18 protein-coding genes are annotated in these 17,667 nt (G+C 44.5%); 10 read left to right on the forward strand and 8 right to left on the reverse strand.

Annotated features, from left to right (window positions below):
- Positions 1–120: 120 nt before the first annotated feature.
- Positions 121–444 carry a hypothetical protein gene (locus HWN40_RS10390; protein ID WP_176965663.1) on the reverse strand — a complete coding sequence of 108 codons (324 nt, stop codon included), beginning with the start codon at positions 442–444 and terminating at the stop codon, positions 121–123.
- Positions 445–597: 153 nt separating this feature from the next.
- Between HWN40_RS10390 and HWN40_RS10395 the strand changes: the two genes are divergently transcribed.
- The 6 genes from HWN40_RS10395 to HWN40_RS10420 all read left to right on the forward strand — a co-directional run bounded on the left by HWN40_RS10395 (position 598) and on the right by HWN40_RS10420 (position 6,571).
- Positions 598–1,581 carry a hypothetical protein gene (locus HWN40_RS10395; RefSeq protein WP_176965664.1) on the forward strand — a complete coding sequence of 328 codons (984 nt, stop codon included), beginning with the start codon at positions 598–600 and terminating at the stop codon, positions 1,579–1,581.
- Between the two features lie 164 nt (positions 1,582–1,745).
- Entirely contained in the window at positions 1,746–2,393 is a 648-nt protein-coding gene (locus tag HWN40_RS10400; protein ID WP_176965665.1) for an FmdE family protein, read from the forward strand.
- A gap of 291 nt (positions 2,394–2,684) precedes the next feature.
- Positions 2,685–3,854, forward strand: a complete 1,170-nt coding sequence (locus tag HWN40_RS10405; RefSeq protein WP_176965666.1) for an iron ABC transporter substrate-binding protein — start codon at positions 2,685–2,687, stop codon at positions 3,852–3,854.
- 2 nt (positions 3,855–3,856) lie between these two features.
- Positions 3,857–4,927 (forward strand): FecCD family ABC transporter permease, encoded by a 1,071-nt coding sequence (locus tag HWN40_RS10410; protein WP_176965667.1) that lies wholly within the window; start codon positions 3,857–3,859, stop codon positions 4,925–4,927.
- Complete coding sequence (locus HWN40_RS10415; RefSeq protein ID WP_176965668.1) at positions 4,924–5,679, forward strand: ABC transporter ATP-binding protein; 756 nt, start codon at positions 4,924–4,926, stop codon at positions 5,677–5,679. Before HWN40_RS10410 ends, HWN40_RS10415 begins: the two co-directional genes overlap by 4 nt.
- A 40-nt stretch (positions 5,680–5,719) precedes the next feature.
- A complete protein-coding gene (locus HWN40_RS10420; RefSeq protein ID WP_176965669.1) occupies positions 5,720–6,571 on the forward strand; it encodes a class I SAM-dependent methyltransferase in 852 nt (283 codons plus the stop codon).
- Between the two features lie 43 nt (positions 6,572–6,614).
- Here HWN40_RS10420 and HWN40_RS10425 read toward each other — a convergent pair whose 3' ends face one another.
- From HWN40_RS10425 to HWN40_RS10435, 3 genes are read right to left on the reverse strand one after another with little or no spacing between them, the layout of a single operon-like run.
- Positions 6,615–7,121: a shikimate kinase gene (locus tag HWN40_RS10425; RefSeq protein ID WP_176965670.1), complete on the reverse strand. Its 507-nt coding sequence runs from the start codon at positions 7,119–7,121 to the stop codon at positions 6,615–6,617.
- A 58-nt stretch (positions 7,122–7,179) separates the two neighbouring features.
- Positions 7,180–8,541, reverse strand: coding sequence for a PFL family protein (locus tag HWN40_RS10430; RefSeq protein WP_176966386.1), 1,362 nt, complete (start codon positions 8,539–8,541; stop codon positions 7,180–7,182).
- Between the two features lie 13 nt (positions 8,542–8,554).
- Positions 8,555–8,833, reverse strand: coding sequence for an ACT domain-containing protein (locus tag HWN40_RS10435; protein ID WP_176966387.1), 279 nt, complete (start codon positions 8,831–8,833; stop codon positions 8,555–8,557).
- A 397-nt stretch (positions 8,834–9,230) separates the two neighbouring features.
- Between HWN40_RS10435 and HWN40_RS10440 the strand changes: the two genes are divergently transcribed.
- The 4 genes from HWN40_RS10440 to HWN40_RS10450 all read left to right on the forward strand — a co-directional run bounded on the left by HWN40_RS10440 (position 9,231) and on the right by HWN40_RS10450 (position 10,676).
- Entirely contained in the window at positions 9,231–9,437 is a 207-nt protein-coding gene (locus HWN40_RS10440; RefSeq protein WP_091711067.1) for a DUF5371 family protein, read from the forward strand.
- Between the two features lie 26 nt (positions 9,438–9,463).
- Entirely contained in the window at positions 9,464–9,961 is a 498-nt protein-coding gene (locus HWN40_RS10445) for a type IV pilin domain-containing protein (protein WP_176965671.1), read from the forward strand.
- A 136-nt stretch (positions 9,962–10,097) separates the two neighbouring features.
- Positions 10,098–10,226: a hypothetical protein gene (locus HWN40_RS13670; protein ID WP_281361331.1), complete on the forward strand. Its 129-nt coding sequence runs from the start codon at positions 10,098–10,100 to the stop codon at positions 10,224–10,226.
- Positions 10,227–10,238: 12 nt separating this feature from the next.
- Positions 10,239–10,676 (forward strand): hypothetical protein, encoded by a 438-nt coding sequence (locus tag HWN40_RS10450; RefSeq protein ID WP_246275901.1) that lies wholly within the window; start codon positions 10,239–10,241, stop codon positions 10,674–10,676.
- Between the two features lie 98 nt (positions 10,677–10,774).
- Here the strand turns inward: HWN40_RS10450 and HWN40_RS10455 are convergent, their stop codons facing one another.
- The 4 genes from HWN40_RS10455 to HWN40_RS10470 form a co-directional block, all read right to left on the reverse strand.
- A complete protein-coding gene (locus tag HWN40_RS10455) occupies positions 10,775–13,648 on the reverse strand; it encodes a FlaD/FlaE family flagellar protein (protein ID WP_176965672.1) in 2,874 nt (957 codons plus the stop codon).
- 442 nt (positions 13,649–14,090) lie between these two features.
- Complete coding sequence (gene thiI, locus HWN40_RS10460) at positions 14,091–15,260, reverse strand: tRNA uracil 4-sulfurtransferase ThiI (protein ID WP_176965673.1); 1,170 nt, start codon at positions 15,258–15,260, stop codon at positions 14,091–14,093.
- Positions 15,261–15,358: 98 nt separating this feature from the next.
- Complete coding sequence (locus tag HWN40_RS10465; RefSeq protein WP_176965674.1) at positions 15,359–15,661, reverse strand: acylphosphatase; 303 nt, start codon at positions 15,659–15,661, stop codon at positions 15,359–15,361.
- Between the two features lie 21 nt (positions 15,662–15,682).
- Positions 15,683–17,593 (reverse strand): threonine--tRNA ligase, encoded by a 1,911-nt coding sequence (locus tag HWN40_RS10470; RefSeq protein WP_176965675.1) that lies wholly within the window; start codon positions 17,591–17,593, stop codon positions 15,683–15,685.
- Between the last annotated feature and the right edge of the window lie 74 nt (positions 17,594–17,667).

The raw sequence follows: 17,667 nt of genomic DNA on the forward strand, positions 1-17,667 counted from the left end.
AATTTACCTCAAAAGGCAATTCATTCTTTCTGCAGATCTGCCAGGATATTTCTGCAGCTGTCTTGTTGAACTTCCCGGACAACACATTTTTTCGAGCACAAAGCTTAGCAAATGCTACCGTTATACCCCATCATTACCTTTTCTTCTCAGATATTTGCGTGCTTCCCCAAGATACAAAGCTCCTTCTCTCGGCTTTTCAGGCGGCTCCACCCGATCTATCCGTCTTGGTCTTGCATCACCTGTTTCAACCACATACAGGTCAGATTCAATATCACCGAAGAATACATTGTCAGGATCTTCCAATCCGTTTTGTGCCTTGATAGTATCCAGTGGTCCATGCTCACTTTTTTTGATAGGGGATTGAGATTTCTTTTTACCAGATTCTACTTGTGGTTTACCTTCAGACTCTTTATCATTCTGCTCTTTACCCACTCTAATCACCATCTTAATATTTAATCCGAAACGACTTAAACATTACACTAAGATACAGATTATATCTGAAACTCTGCCGAAAACACTGGCGGTACACCCATTTGCTCTGAATCCGCCTATAGCAAAGGTTAATGCATTTTAAATACTAGATCAGGGTAAGAAAAGATGAGGATAAAGTCCTTTTTCCTATTAGCCATATTCATAGTCCTGTTGTCCAGCCAGGTCACTTCAGCTCATGTCCCCCGGTTTGCAGACGACGGATATTCCATCGATTCTGCAATAAAAGTCGAAGACCCGCTCAAATCATGGGTATTCTATTCTCAACTTCCGGATAACAGCACTGTGCAATACTATACATTTCAGATGCAGAAAGGCGACAGACTCAAATTATCACTTTTAACACCACAAAGAGGAGATTTTGTTCCCAGTGTCGTCCTGACAGGTCCGGGTATTGATGAAAAAGAGGATGTTCCCGAATATATAGACATTCCCGAAAACAGCGGTGCATGGTCAATTGAAGGAAAAATGCCTGATAGAGCTTCTTATGAAGCCTTTACCCCTTCAAAACATTACACATTACTGGACATCGATACTACTGCGCCTGCGACCGGCCAGTATTACGTTGCAGTCCATTCCACAACGACCGGAGGAGAATATGCATTGGGAATCGGATATACAGAGTCATTCAAACTGACAGAATGGATAACAGTACCGGCCTATACCATAAAAATACACCTGTGGGAAGGGCAATCCGTCTTTTCGATCTTCGCACCACTTGTTGTCACATTGCTGGCAGGACTTGTGATAGCATTCAAAAGACAAAAGAATCTTTCTTATTTTGCAATTGCAGGCATAATAGCAGGACTATTCTATATTGGAAGTGCAGCAATGAAGCTTTATCAGATGATGGTCGCAATGGAAGGAACCAGTGCGGGCCCTTCAATAGGCCTAACAACTGCCTTTATTATCGTTTCTGCAACACTTGGAATCATTCTCCTGAAGCTGTCATTAAAAGACACAATAGGAACTAAAGAAAGATCATTGATGCTCTTGATTGGTATAGCAGGTCTTTTTACATGGTCAGGGGTATTCATAGGTCCGGCAATTGCAATAATGGCAGTCATTATCCCAGCAGATCTGCATCTTTAGTGTCTAATCCGGACATTTGAACAGAGGGTCAGGACAAATCAGGATATGCACAGAGCCGAATACCAATTGTTTTTATCCCGGATCCAACAAATGGGCATTTTGGAATTTATAATAGCAAATAATCATACAAAAGATATTAAAAGTATTACCAACTTTAAACTTCCATGATAACTATGACTGAATTCTCAACAGAAGACAAAAACAGAAAAATACCCGGCTTTGAAGAAGCCGCGAAGTTCCACGGTCATGTCTGTCCCGGACTGACCATTGGTTATATTGCAGCCAAAGCGGGAATTGAAAAACTAAAAAGTGAAAGAGAGATAGACGAGCAACTTGTCACAATCGTGGAGAACGACGCATGTGGAGTGGATGCAGTGCAGGTCCTCACCGGATGCACAATCGGAAAAGGTAATCTCATCTACCGTGACCATGCAAAGCAGGTGTTCACATTCATCTGCAGAGACAGTGGCAAAGCCGTCAGAGTGGCACTGAGAGCGAGCTTCAATATTGATGATATCGATCCCGAAGTCAGTGAACTACGGCCAAGGGTGATGTCAGGTACAGCCACAGAGGAAGAAACACAAGAATACAGGAAGCGCATGGACGGAATATCCAGGACCATGAGAGAAACTCCCGTAGAGGAAATGTTCGACATTAAGTTCGTGGATGTGGAAATCCCACAGAAAGCAAGGATATTCAACTCAGTCAAATGTTCAAAGTGCGGGGAAATGATGGCTGAATCCAGAGCAAGGGTTCAAAATGGAGAATTTGTCTGCATCCCGTGTTATGAAGAGTATACAAGAGGCTGGTAAATAACAAATTAAATTCTACAAACCTGCTTTCACGTTTTTAGATCTACAACTGCTTCTTTTTTCTTTTTAATACATTAACACGTTGTATTCATTGAATACAACAGTTTCCGACATTTTATTTTTGTCAATCAAAACTCTGGATGAAATTGATTTCTCAAATCGCTCTATTTGCAAATACTTTTGTTTTTATGATTTTAGCTGTTTTTTGTTTTATCTAGTATGAAAAAACAATAAATTATTAATATTTAATTAACATAAGATGTGTAAAAGTAAGACGCTTGGAGAAGGCAAATGAAGCAGAACAAAAGAAAACAGGTTATACTCGTTTTAACGCTACTGGCCCTTTTTTCATTATTATCCGGCTGTATGGGAAACTCATCCGGCACTCAGGACACAGATACAACCGGCCATAGTGCCGATACGATAAGCATCACTGATGCAATAGGAAGGACAGTGGAAGTACCGGAATCCCCCGAATATGTAATCTGTTCCGGTTCTGGATGCCTGAGATACCTTACATATCTTGAGGCGCAGGACAGGATCGTCGCCGTGGATAGCATAGAGACAAGGGAATCAGAGTATGACGCAAGACCATACGCACTTGCAAACCCACAGTTCAGGGATTACCCGGTTTTCGGAGAGTTCAGGGGTAACGATGATCCCGAGAAGATACTGACACTGGACCCGCAGCCACAGGTAATTTTTAAGACCTATTCAGCTTCGGGATATGACCCGGCGGAGTTGCAGGAAAAGACAGGAATTCCCGTAGTAGTCCTCAATTACGGAGACATGGTCAATAACAGGAATGAAATGTACCAGGCACTTCGCACAATGGGAGAGGTCATGGGCAAAGAAGAACGTGCAGAGGAGGTAATCTCATTCTTTGATACAAGTATTGCCGATCTCAATGAGCGTACCGCAGATATTGCAGAGGAAAATAAGACCACATGTTACGTAGGTGGTATAGCCAGGTCAGGTCCTCACGGTTTCCAGTCTACCGAGCCAAGTTATCCTCCTTTCCTGTTCACCAGCGCAAAGAATGTTGCATATAATTCAAACCTCAGCACCGCAGAAGTCTCCAGAGAAAGCATACTCGGATGGGACCCCGAGATAATTTTTGTCGACCTGTCCACCGTACAGCTGGAAGATCAGTCAAGTGCCCTCTACCAGCTTCGACATGATGAATCATACCAGCAGTTAAGCGCGGTCAAAAGCGGCGAAGTCTACGGAGTACTGCCATACAACTGGTACACACAGAACCACGGATCCGTACTCGCAGACGCTTATTTTGCAGGTAAACTACTGTATCCCGACAAGTTCGAGGATGTTGACCTTGAGGAAAAGACAATAGAGATCTATACATTCCTGGTGGCAGGAGGCGATGAGCAGAAGGGACGGGAAGTCTACGAGAATATGATAAATGTCTTCTCAGTCCCTGCATTCACAAAAATGGATGTATGAGAATGTACAGTGAAAAAGGCGAGATCAGCCGGAGATACAGGGAGCACACCGGCAGGAAGATCAGCTACATCCTTGGTGGTATCACACTACTTATGGTGATAACTATCCTGTCGATCTCAACAGGATCTGTGGACATCCCTCCTTCAGTAGTGGTTATGACCCTTGCCGGAAATAGCGTGTCAAGCACCTGGGACAGTATCATATGGAACGTAAGACTGCCTCAGGTACTCACTGCGATCATCGCAGGTGCCGGCCTGGCTGTAACAGGAGTTGTGATGCAGTCCATCCTCCGCAATCCCCTTGGATCTCCTTTCACACTGGGAATCTCAAATGCAGCAGCATTCGGGGCGGCATTCTCCATAATCATACTGGGAGCAGGCAGTACCAGCAGCAGTGTAGGAGATGCGGTAACCATCAATAACCCGCATACCACCACGGCGGTAGCATTCCTGTTTGCCATGCTGGTCACCGTCATCATTCTGGCATTCTCAAGACTCAGAAGCACAAGTCCCGAGGTCATGATACTTGTCGGAGTCGCAATGGGTTCATTATTCACCGCCGGAACCATGTTTCTGCAGTACTTTGCCGATGATGTTCAGCTTGCATCCGTGGTGTTCTGGACATTCGGAGACACTTCCCGGGCAAGCTGGGAAGAGCTTGGAATTATAGCTATAATAGTAATAGCTTCGACGATCTACTTCACACTCAACCGCTGGAAATACAATGCAATCGACGCCGGAGATGAAACTGCAAAAGGACTGGGAGTCGATGTTGAGAAGGTAAGGCTTCGGGGAATGATGTGTGCTTCCTTTGTTACCGCAATGATCGTTGCCTTTCTGGGAGTCATCGGATTTGTGGGATTGATCTGCCCGCATATGGCGCGCAGGATGATCGGCGATGATCATAGATTCCTGATAATCGGAAGTATTGTGATAGGATCATTACTACTGCTTTCTGCTGACACCGTCGCAAGGATCATTATCCAGCCTTACCAGCTTCCGGTGGCCGTACTAACATCATTCCTGGGAGCACCCGCATTTATCTATATAATACTGAAGGGGAGAAGAATTTGATACTAGAAGTAAACGGGATTGAATTCCGGTACAAAAGCAAGGAAGTACTAAAAGATATTGAATTCCATCTGGAGAAGAATGAAATACTTTCAATACTCGGACCAAACGGAGTCGGGAAAACAACGCTCCTGAAATGTATGAACACCATCCTCAAGCCACAGAATGGAACCATAATGGTTGACAGGGAGGATGTTCTCAAGCTGGAGCAGAAGGAGATCGCAAGGCGCGTGGGATACGTACCTCAGCGGTGCGAACCTGCCAGGCTTACTGCTTTTGATGCAATCCTCCTTGGCAGGATGCCCCACATGAAATGGAATGTTTCATCGGAAGACATAAGGAAAGTAGAAGAAACAATTAAGAAACTTCATCTCGAAGATATGGCACTGAGATATATCGATGAGCTGAGCGGCGGAGAGCTGCAGAAAGTGGGTATTGCACGTGCAATTGCCCAGAATCCGAAGTTGCTGTTGCTGGATGAGCCGACAAGCAGCCTGGATCTGAAAAACCAGCTTGGAATACTGGATACAGTACGGGAAGTGGTCCGGAATGAGAACGTATCCGCAATCATAACAATGCACGACCTCAATCTTGCATTCAGATACTCCGACAAGTTCCTCTTCCTGAAAGACGGGACAATTTTTGCGGCCGGAAGTATGGAGGACATTACACCGCAGATCATACAGGAAGTATACGGTGTGCCGGTAACTATACAGAACTACATGGACCATGCAGTGATAATACCAACCCACTGAACATAAAAAATTAATTCTAAAAATAAAACAGGAACCCGACATGGACCCGCAGGATATAGACTGGAACAATGTATGGAAAGAGCAGCTAAGAAAGCACCAGGAAAGCAGCAATCGAAAAGAATGTGCCTCCATCTGGGAAGAAAAGGATGCTGCAAGAAGATTCTGGGAAATGACACAGAGAGATGGGAATAAAAGAGCTAGAAAAACTATCGAAGGACTCAACATCACACCGGAATCAAGGGTACTCGATATCGGAGCAGGTCCGGGGTCACTCGCAATCCCACTTTCACAGAAGGTCGCCCATGTTACCGCTGTAGAACCATCCACTGGCATGGTCGAGGTCCTGAAAGAGAATATGGAAGAGAAGGAATGTGACAATATCAGCATTATCAAAAAAAGATGGGAAGACATTGACACTGAAAAGGACCTTGAAGGACCCTATGATATAATAATAGCATCATTCTCCCTGGGAATGCCTGATATCCGTAAGGCCATAGAAGATATGGAAGCGGTTTCTTCAGGATACATCTACCTCTACTGGTTTGCAGGTGAAAGATCATGGGACAGATATTCAAAGGAAATATGGCCGAAATTACACAGAAAAGAATACAAACCCAGCCCAAAATGCGATGTACTATATAATGTCCTGTACCAGATGGGAATTTATCCCAATATGGAAACATTCACTCTTGGACGAACCGAAGCATATTCTACTCCGAATGAAGCTATGGAAAATCTTTCAAACCATTTCGCATTGAAAAATGATAAGCAGAAAAAGATACTTGAACAATACCTTGAAAGCAAACTAAGAAATGAGCATGGAAATTATATACATGATGCCCGTTCGACCAGAGTGAAAATATGGTGGAAAAATAAGAAAGAAAAAAAGTAAAAATATGCCAGCCAGAGGAGATAACCACTGGTTACCAGAAAAATCACAATTTATCTGGTAGCTGCATGACTATTTTCTCCACAACGTCCTTGATTTTGTCCTTACCCCTGACCTTTATCCTGATATCTGCAAACTCTGCATAAAGTAGGGACCTTTCCCTGTAGAGCTGATATAATCCTTTATCTTTCAAACCTACAACTCCCCGTGTGTCCAGATTAGAAAGCCTTATTTTGATTATACCAAAGGGCACGTCCAGAAAAACAATGCATGAGTTTTCCTGAAGGAAATGCATTGCTTTTTCTGAATAGATCACACTACCGCCCGTGGAAATGATACAATTATCCTGCAGCTCAAGTGAAAGGATGCATTGCTCTTCCACATCTATCAGAGCAAGATCACCTTTTTCGTCAATGAGTTGCTGAAGGGCCGCACCCGAGTATTCCCTTACCAGATCATCAGTATCAATAAAACAATAACCCAGACGTCGGGCGAGCATCTTACCAGCTGAACTCTTGCCCGCACCCGGCATACCGATAAGTGTTATGATCATATTTTTTGGTCCTTCCAATTCAGATATTCCCGCAAGTTTAAACAGATGGAACTAATATTCAGTTGGTTAATGCCTGAATAGGCGCAGGTATCCTGCCACCCCTTGCAATGAACTTCTCCGAACTATATTCATTAACCGGCATCACGGGTGCCATGCCCAGAAGTCCGCCGAATTCCACGGTATCACCGACATCCTTACCGGGAGCAGGAATGAGACGTACGGCAGTTGTCTTCTTGTTGACCATACCAATTGCCATCTCGTCTGCAATAATCGCAGATATTGTGGAGGCAGGCGTCTTACCCGGAACCGCAATCATATCCAGACCCACCGAGCAAACGCTGGTCATAGCTTCCAGTTTATCAAGACTTAACGAGCCTCTTTGTACTGCCCGTATCATACCCGCGTCCTCACTGACAGGTATGAAAGCACCACTGAGACCACCGACAGAAGATGATGCCATTGCTCCACCCTTTTTGACAGCATCATTCAGAAGAGCAAGTGCGGCAGTGGTACCGTGAGTGCCACAACTTTCAAGACCCATTGCCTCAAGTATCGCAGCAACACTGTCACCGATGGCAGGAGTCGGGGCAAGGGATAGGTCAAGAACACCGAAGTTCGCATCAAGACGTTTTGCTACTTCCCTTCCGATTACCTCACCCATGCGTGTGATTTTGAAGGAAGTTTTCTTGATGCATTCCGAGATATCACCCAGTGTAGGATCTTCCAGTGATCGTACAGCTGAGTTCACCACTCCCGGGCCACTCACACCTACATTAATAGTACACTCGGGCTCACCGATTCCGTGGAATGCACCTGCCATAAAAGGATTGTCATCGGGGGCGTTTGCAAAGATCACGAGTTTTGCACATCCGATACCTCCCTGATCAGCAGTTCTCTGTGCCGTTTCCTTTACGATATCACCCATGAGTGAGACAGCATCCATATTTATTCCGGCTTTGGTTGTTGCCACGTTGATTGATGAGCAGACCTTCTTTGTGCTAGAAAGTGCCTCAGGAATTGACTTTATGAGTTTCAGATCACCTGCAGTCATGCCTTTCTGTACGAGGGCACTGAAGCCTCCGATAAAATCCACCCCAACATCCTCGGCAGCCCTGTCCAGCGTTTTGGCTACTGAACTGAAATCGGGCGTATCACAACCTTCTGCAACCACGGCAATGGGAGTGACTGAAATTCTTTTGTTTATTATAGGGATACCGTAAAGATTCTGCACCGCATCGGTTGTTTTCACAAGATCACGTGCATAGGTAGTGATTTTCCTGTAAATATTCTCATTCAGGACATCAATATCAGGATTGCCGCAGTCACGCAGGCTAATTCCCATGGTCACAGTCCTGATATCCAGATTCTCATTGCTCACCATCTGAATGGTCTCGAGGATCTCTTCCGGATGAATTAGCACGGCCATACCTCCTTTAGATCCTGTGCATGAAACGGAAGGTGTCTTCATGCTGGACTTTCACCTCAACACCCAGTTCGCTACCCTCGTCAGACATTGCCTTCTGGAATGCTACAAGGTCAAAATTGCCTTTCTTTACTTCTGCCAGCATGATCATCGTGAACAGATCTTCCATTATGGTCTGACTGATGTCCACGATATTTACATGAAAATCTGCCATAACCTTTGTAACACCTGCAACAATACCGACTTTATCAATACCAATAACTGTAATTATGAAACGACTTGGAACCATGATATGTTTCTTCCTGATCACAACAATAAGTACCTGCATCTATAATATGTTAAGTTGTATTTCTGGTTTGCCGGCAGGATGAGATTAATTATGAGAGGTATCCAGATACATTTGCTAAAAGATAGTAAGGAATTAACTGTAAATATTAATATAGAAGTGCATATTACATATTCTACGCTGTTCCGGCTTTGATGAGCAAAGCTGCACCTCAATCATCACTAATCTTCCAGAATATAATAACATTAATATAAAATGAAATCTATAGCACTAAAGGGGCATAAAGCTCATTCATCATTAACACAAAAAGTATTTATACCAACTACATAATTATTATAATGATGATGATTGAGCAGCAGTGCTCATCAAATGATTCAAAGTCGAACACTCAGGAGATACAATGGTAAAGATTGTACACGCACAAACGGTACTCACAGAGGATGAATTGGCGGCTCTTAAGAAAAAGTGTAACGAGTCGTCTACAAAAGAAGCCCTGAGTATGGCAGTGCAACATTATCTCGAGTGCGAATACACCGACCTCGACGATAAAATGTGGACAAAGAAACTTGAAAAAGTTGTCCAGAAAAAAAAGCAAAAGAAAGTGTAGACTTTTGAATGAGAGAGGAACAGAACATGAGTAAAGCAAACCAATTCTTAAAGGAAGAGGATGCAGTATCCCCGGTCATCGGTGTAATTCTGATGGTCGCAATCACTGTAATCCTTGCTGCAGTTATCGCAGCATTCGTATTCGGCATGGGACCACCTGAGCAGGCACCACAGGCAAGTCTGAGAGCGAGCGGTGACACATCATCAAACAGCAGCTTGAACATCGTAAAGCTGGAACACCGAGGCGGTGACGCAATAACACTTACAGATGCGAAAACAAAAATCACTGTTGGTGGAACAAAAGGTGAGTTCACCCTTTCAGACACAACATTTGAAGCTGGCGAAACAGTATATATCATCAAAAATGCATCAACATATAATGTAGGTTCATCACTGGATGACGCAAATACTACATTATACCCAGGTACATCGGAAACTATTGCAACTTCAGGTGATACAGTCAACGTCAAGCTTATTGACGTATCAAGCCAGCAGATGATTGCTGACATGAAGGTCAACTTCTAAGACTAAAACAAACCTGTGACGCATCATGCGTCATTTTTTCTTTCTTTTTTTGATTTAGAATTTCATTAAATTTTAAAAAAGTATATATACTTTCCATGAGACCATTTATATAACCATTTTAAGGATGTGGTTTATAATGGATTATGAAAGTTTATTGAAAAGTGCCTGGAATTTCCAGAAAGACAATATTGTTACTTATGCCGTTGGTGCACTGATAGCATTTATCGGTTCGATACTTATAGTGACAATAGCTCCCCTTGCCTAGGGATTTACATATATGGCCGTAAAGGGAGCAAGAAACGAACCAGTAGAGATCAACGATGTATTTCAGGGTTTCAAGGATGGAAACTTCATCCGGAGCTGGATATACATGATCATATATCTTGTTGTGCTGGGCATAGCCGGCCAGATACACTCTATACTTAGCACAATAGTCGGAATTGTTTTTATCTTTGGTTTGCCATTGCTTGTTATCAAAGGATACGACGGTGTTGATGCTGTTAAAGAGACCTTTGAGATCGTTAAGGAAAACCCCGTGGAAGCTATAATCATCTATGTGATAATAGCAGTCCTCAATGTCATCGGTGCAATCGCACTGCTGATCGGTTTGCTGATCACAGCACCGCTCAGCCAGATATTCCTGGCAGGTGCGACCATGGACATTTCAGGAGAAACCCACCAGAGCTCCGAAAGCTACGTGACAGAAACAGTGTAAAATCAGGAAAAATCAGCTTTTGTGAGCCAGCCAGGTTCACAACATTTCTTTTATTAACTCATAAGCAAGTTGGCTTCAGCATAAAAGAAAAAACTGACTTATATACCATATATCTCATTACCCTTCTTGACCTTCTCGATATCACGCTCGATAACAGAAAGCCTGTTCTTATCGACCTTCATACCTGCAAGGCTCTCAATGAACCAGATGGACTTGACGTGATCATCAGGAGTTAGTTTCCAGTCGGGCTTTTCCATATAGAAATCAATTCCTTCGGCATAGTGCAGCAATTCAACCCTGACATCTTCAGTAATCCAGCCAAGGTCCTCATAGTAAGACAGGATATCAGGAAGATTGTTCCTGCCTGCCAGCTCCATCAAAAACTCAAGCCATTCCATGCAGAGTTTCATATTGGTGGAATTCTTCATGATATTGGAAAGATGCACGTTCTGGCCAAATCCCTTATAGCTGCGTGCACCCAGCTTTTTCAGTTCGGAATCCAGATATTCGGTTACAGAGCCTATGTTCTCCTCGAGTTTATCCTGTCTTGACTCAGAATCCTGTTTGAACTCATCGAAACCCGAAGAAGTTGTTCCGAGTTCGTCCACAAGAGAACTCACCGACCGAGCCAGTTCCATGGATGTGGACCTTGCCTCCTCCTGGGATTTCTCAATTGCAGAGAAGCGGGTCTCAAATGGCTCAAGTACCTCCAGCGCATTTTCGATCTGAGAGAACCTTGCGTCGGATTCCTGGGCAGACTCATGCACCTGTACCAGCAGGGCAGTATAGGAATTCACAAGTTCCGCAACATTTTCTTCTATCCTTGTAAGGCTTGACCTGATATCCTCATTATCGGCCTGCACACTCACCAGTGAGCTTTCGATATTGTAGACCTTTCCTTCGAGGGCATCCACTTTTCCATCAAGAGACTCGACCTTGCCGGCAGTGCCTGCCAGCAGTTCTTCATTCTCTTTTCCGGATGAGATCAGCGGACCAAAGCCGGATACTGTTTCTGACAGATCCGAGACATTGCCTTCCACATTCTCGAAACGCGAGAGCATTACTTCAAGCTCTGACCTGAGACCCTCAATATCAGTAGACATCTGCCCCATCCGCGCAAGTTCTGATTCCGAAACCGCTTTTGGCTTTTCCACCTCACCTTTTCCGGACTTTTCATTGAGATTATCAGAAAGATCCGAGAGATTATCAGACAATTCTACAGACAGATCAGACAGACCATCCGCAGATGAATCCGAAGCAATTTCCCCTACCTGATCCCCCACCGGAATTGTCCTCGATATATCCTCACCTGTACCGGGAATTGGAGCTTTCCTCCCTTCATTGTCAAGATCTTCGAAGGGATCGATCCTGTGTTCCTCTTTAAGCTCCATCAGAGGTTCTGACACTGATGTTACTTTCCGAATATCCCCGGATCCTCCTTCTATATTTTCGTCAAATGGAGAAACACCTGCAGATTCAGGTGCGTGTGCCATACTATCTTCAAATTTTGGAACATCCGGCCCGACAGTTGACTGGAAAGGATCTGCTTCTGGAGAAGCAGGCTCAGAAAATGGATCATTTGTTGGAATATCTGCATCGAAAGGAGATTCTCTAAGCTCATCTGCCGATGCTTCCTTATTATCGGTTAATTCATCCATCCTCTCAATCAGACTCTGTCCCTTTGTAAGACTGGCGAACACGGACTTTAGTTTTCCGCTGATCCCGTCAAAATGCCTGGCAAGCTCATCAAACTTTACGGATTCACCAATCGAGCTTACAAGGCCTGAGAGATTGGGTTTTTCTCCCTTGCTGGGCTCATGTTCCGGAAAAGGACTTGAACTTGGAGGAATAAAATCAGGAAACGGACTTGCAGCCTGCTGCCCCGGTCCTGAAAAAGGGTCCCCTGAATGGCTAGTAGGTCCAGGGAATGGATTCTGAGAAGGTCCTGGAGATTCTGAAAAAGGATTTGAAGGATCTTTCTCAGTATCCGGTGTTGTATTGTCTGAAGGAGTGGACTGATCTGAAAATGGATTATCAGTACCAGGAATGGGATTTGTAACAGGATCCGGAGAAGCGGAAGAATCAGAGAATGGGTTAGCAGAAGGTTCAACATAGTCAGGTAGTTGCCCGTTAAAATTGGGCATAGAAGATGAGAATGGATTATCTGGAGAAGGAGCCTGAGCAAATGGATCTTTTGAAGGGTCTGCTGTTTCTGGGAAAGGGTTTTCGGGTTCGTCCTTTATTTCAGGGCCCATATTTTCCTGAGGAGGAAACATATCCTGCGGTGCTTCCTCCGGAAAAGGAGCGTGATTCTGGAAAGGATCATCTGGAATATTACTTCCTTCAGGAGCTGAAGTCTCAGGAGAAGGTTCAGGAGAAAAAGCAGGCTTTTCAAATAGTCCCGGTGCGGAGTTCAGAGCTTCTACTGCAGGCTTGACTTCCGCAGCTTCCTCATCCCCATCACCAGGCAACACTGGTTTGAACAGCGGAGGAGGAGATTTTCTTGATTTCTTTTTAGGAGCTTCAGGATTTTCAGTAGGAATATTTCCTGAAACCGGCGGATTATTAATGATATCATCGATGTTAATTGAATCAGAAGATGGAGCACCTTCATTTGCAGTGATTTGCTCGGTGTTGTTCCCCGGCTGCATAAATGGAGGAAGGTCATCCACATGTGACTGTGGTGATCCCTGATTTTGATCTCCGGCAGAGCTGATTTCAGACAGGTCTGCTATATTTCCAAAACCAGGAGGAGCTGACTGTTGGCTTTGTTCATCAGGCATCCCTGATTGAGAAGGGAATTCCGGTTTGATCTCTTCCATGGGAGTTTCGGAGAATGCATTGGCAAGTATGTCAGGAATAGATGGTTTTGTACCGGTTTTCTCAGAACCCGGGTTATCGGGACCGGCTCCTTCCGCTTCAGACGATTCCTTACCGGAATTCTTTTTTACTTCCCAGGGAAACTCACTCATAGAAATCAACTACAACAGGAAAAACTAATCGCTATTAGACAATTATATATCTCATTTTTATATAAAATTTGCTATTGAACATGGAGAAGGATATTCCCGGAAATATCTAAGTTCAACTCAACGGAATAAAACCATTAAAAAAGAGTGTAGGCGCACGGGAATAATTGAGGGAATGGACGAGAGATAAAGGATGAAATTTGTGCTAAAATTCATTTGCTGTGAGTTTGTGCGCCTAACTGTGCATAGGAAATAATAATATATAAGGATTTCTCACGACACTCTAAACCATATAATATGATGAAGGCATGATGAGACCTATTTTTGAGTTCTAGTTAATTTTTTATATCTGTGCACTGGAACTAAAAAAACATGATTAAGATACTAAAAAGTAAAGATACTCAAAAAAGGTTCCTGAGAATAAAATCAGAAACCCGAGATATGATCACAGTCTGGAAACTCTGGCATTGTTTACAGAATATTCAACCATGTTTTCAATATCCACTTTTTCTTCTTCGATCGGAAGAGAAGTGGATTTGGCTTTTACCTCCGGACGCTCGGGAACCGCCAGACAGCTTCCTGCCTGCATTATGGAAATATCGAAAGTGCCTATTTTCTTTGCTATATCTATTATCTCATTCTTGTCAAGACCGATGAGCGGATGATAGATAGGAGCACAGATCCCGTATATCTCAGCATACATGTTCGCTGCAGTCTGAGAGGCAACCTGACCAAGAGATGAGCCTGTGACTATACCTGAAGCACCTTCTTTTTTCATGATCTCAAATGCGATCCTGTACATGGTACGCTTGCAGAGCACACAGGTCTTACCCCTTTCACATTTGTCGATGAAGGCTTCAAGATTGCGACCATTGGGAACCTCATATATTTTCAACGGATGACCCGGGCACCATTTCTGAAGCTGCTCAATACAATCCATTGTCCTCTGTCTTGCACGTTCAGTGCTGAAGGGTTCATTGTTACAGTAGATAGGAACGATCTCCACGCCCCGCTTCATCAGAAGCCATGTAGCCACCGGGGAATCGATACCACCTGATACGAGAGCCACCATCTTGCCCTGCGTACCGATCGGCAGGCCACCCACACCATCCACGGTTTCCGTGTAAACGTATGCATGGTTCTGACGCATCTCCACGAATATCTCCCTGTCAGGGTTTGTCAGATCCACCGAAGGCTCGATACCCTTTGATTCAAGCATCGTCCATACCGCATCGCCACATTTTCTTGCAAGGTCATTGGACGAAAAATCATGATTTCCCGTACGCTTTGCCCTTATAGCAAAGGATTCATCAGGCCCTACAAAACCATCCGCCACTGTTGCACACATCTTTGATGCGGACTCGATCGTAGGATCTGTGGTATAGGCAGGAGATGTGGAAACAACCCCAAAGACATCTGCTGCAGACCGGGCTGCATCGGGATCGGAGCTATGTACGAATATTCTGCCCCATTCACGGCTTATCCCGGAATAGGATACACCGTTCTGTTTGAGCATTGCCTCAATATTGCTCATCAATATCTTCTCGTACCAGTTCCTGACACCGGTGCTCTTCAGGGCCAGTTCTCCATACCTGACAATAATTATATCGAACATAAGTTTACCATTCCGGAAACATCAATTAAGTATATTTAAGAGGGCAATCCTTGCCACATATATCGAAAGTAAGCTAGATGACAATTGAGAACACAATCTCACCTGTGTATCCTGAAGTCAGTGAATTTCCCCGAATAGGAAGACCAGTTGACATCAAGATCTTTCACGGCCGCATGTGAGGGACCTTCTCCCAGCAGTCCCAGCAGTTTCTCAATATCGGCACGCTTACCTTCCGCTACTACTTCCACCCTGCCATCCGGAAGGTTCTTCGCAAAGCCTGTAAGCCCGAGCTCCGTAGCATTATCTACAGTGAACTTACGAAAATATACTCCCTGCACTCTCCCGGAAACAAGAATAGTTGCAGAGGCATGTGCCTCCGCATTTGTGTTTACATCCTGCATACAGCTTAATTTATCTGTGAATTATAAGAACTTTGGCCTTGAGGACAGAAGTTTTGCAAGGGGCAGACCCTTGTAAGGCATTCCCTGCACCTCTGACTGTATCCTGGCATTGAGCTCTTTTGCTGTCATTTCAACCTTCTTCGGTTTTTTGGCCTGGGATTCCGCTCTGAGAGTCACATTGATATTGCCGGTCTCGACCTCCTTATCACCGACAACGACCACATAGGGCACCCATTCGCGGCCTGCTTCACGGACTTTCTTACCCACGGTATCCTCGCGGTCATCGATGTCAACACGGCAGTCAAGCTGATCCGCTACCTGTAATGCAAAGTCCATATGCTTTTCCGAGATAGGAATTATCCTCACCTGGGTCGGAGAGAGCCAGACCGGAAGCATCGGAACTTCACCTGCTTCAGCCTTCATGGCCTCTTTCTCAAGCAGCCCGTAGATACAGCGCTCGATGGCACCACTTGGAGAGCAGTGAAGTATTATTGGTCTCTTTGCGGATCCGTCCGTGTCGATATAGTTGATATCATACCTTTCCGCATTCTCGACATCTATCTGGACGGTTGAAAGTGCACTTGCCTTTGCGAGAGCATCCACGAAGTTAAACTCGAACTTGAGAACGAAATAGAAGAATCTGGTATCCCACATCTCCACAAGTACGGGTTTGTCCACGGTTCTTGCAAGGTTTGTTATGAAATCCTTGTTCTCTTCATAGAAATCCCTGGTAAATCTGATGGCAACTTCAAAATCATCTACCTTGATGCCCACCTTATCGAGCACCGAGATGCACATATTATATTGGTCATCAAACTGTGAGACTGCCTGCTCCATATCAGTACAGAGACTGTGCATATCCGGCATTGTGAACGCACGCAGACGTCTGAGACCAACAAGTTCCCCGCGCTGTTCCTTACGGAAACTGTAGCGAGTCATCTCGATCATCTTCATTGGCAGGTTCTTGTAGGAAATCGTCATGTCATGGTTCATGAGGAACTGACCGAAACATGCGGCAAATCTCAAAAACATGTTCCTTTTATCGGACTCAATCGAGTACTGGCGTGCCGGGAACCTGTCAAGGTACTTCTTCAGAGTTGGATGTTCCATATCATACATCAGTGGGGTCTCAACCTCCATGGCACCCACTTTATAGGACTCATCCAGCACATAGTCCTCCAGCAATGACTTGATCAGCCTGCCTTTGGGATAGTAACGCATGTTACCCGAATCAGACCCGGGTTCATAGTCTGCGATCTCTAGCCTGCGCATTAGATCCACATGAGGAGGAGCCCTTTCCACAGCCCTTTGTTTCGATATCTCGTAATTGACAAACTTCTTGAGGTTCTCATGTCCTTTAAAGTCAAAATCATCGGTACTGTGAAGTTCACCGTCAGGAGTGAGAATATGCCAGTATGATCTAGCTGTACTTTCCGCTTTAAGTGCTTCGGAAACAACTTCTTCCTTTTCCTCCGAAACAAGCACGCCTTCTCCGCAGCTCACGGACCTGCCTTCAGGCACAATTGACCGGGAAAGTTCGGACAGCGGGTGTCCCTTACAGCTGATCTTAAAGGCTTTATACCATCCAAAGGGTGCTCTTTTAATATTGAAACCCCCGGAGAGTTCCTTTTCAATACTTTTCAGAACAGAGACAGCGACCTTCGGGGATGAAAGATCGGAGCTGAGGTGTGCATACGGATAAAGCATAATGTTCTCTGCTTTAACCTGCCCTGCAACGTTTCTTATTTCATTGACAGCCCTTTCTACAATCTCTTCCACACCGGACTCATCAACCTTCTCGACTGCGATAAAAGCGGTAAGGGCCTCATCAAGCCTGCCGGATCTGAATGACTCTTCAATCTTTTCAGCAACCGGGGTACTTTTTTTGACCTCGTATTCTATGTAATCGGAATGAATTAACAGCAATTGCATGAGTTCACCTTTCAGATAAATGCTAACTTAAATCAGACCATTCCTTATTAATCTTTTCAGGTTTGCCGGGAAAA

This window comes from Methanolobus zinderi (assembly GCF_013388255.1).
Classification (GTDB): Archaea; Halobacteriota; Methanosarcinia; order Methanosarcinales; family Methanosarcinaceae; genus Methanolobus; species Methanolobus zinderi.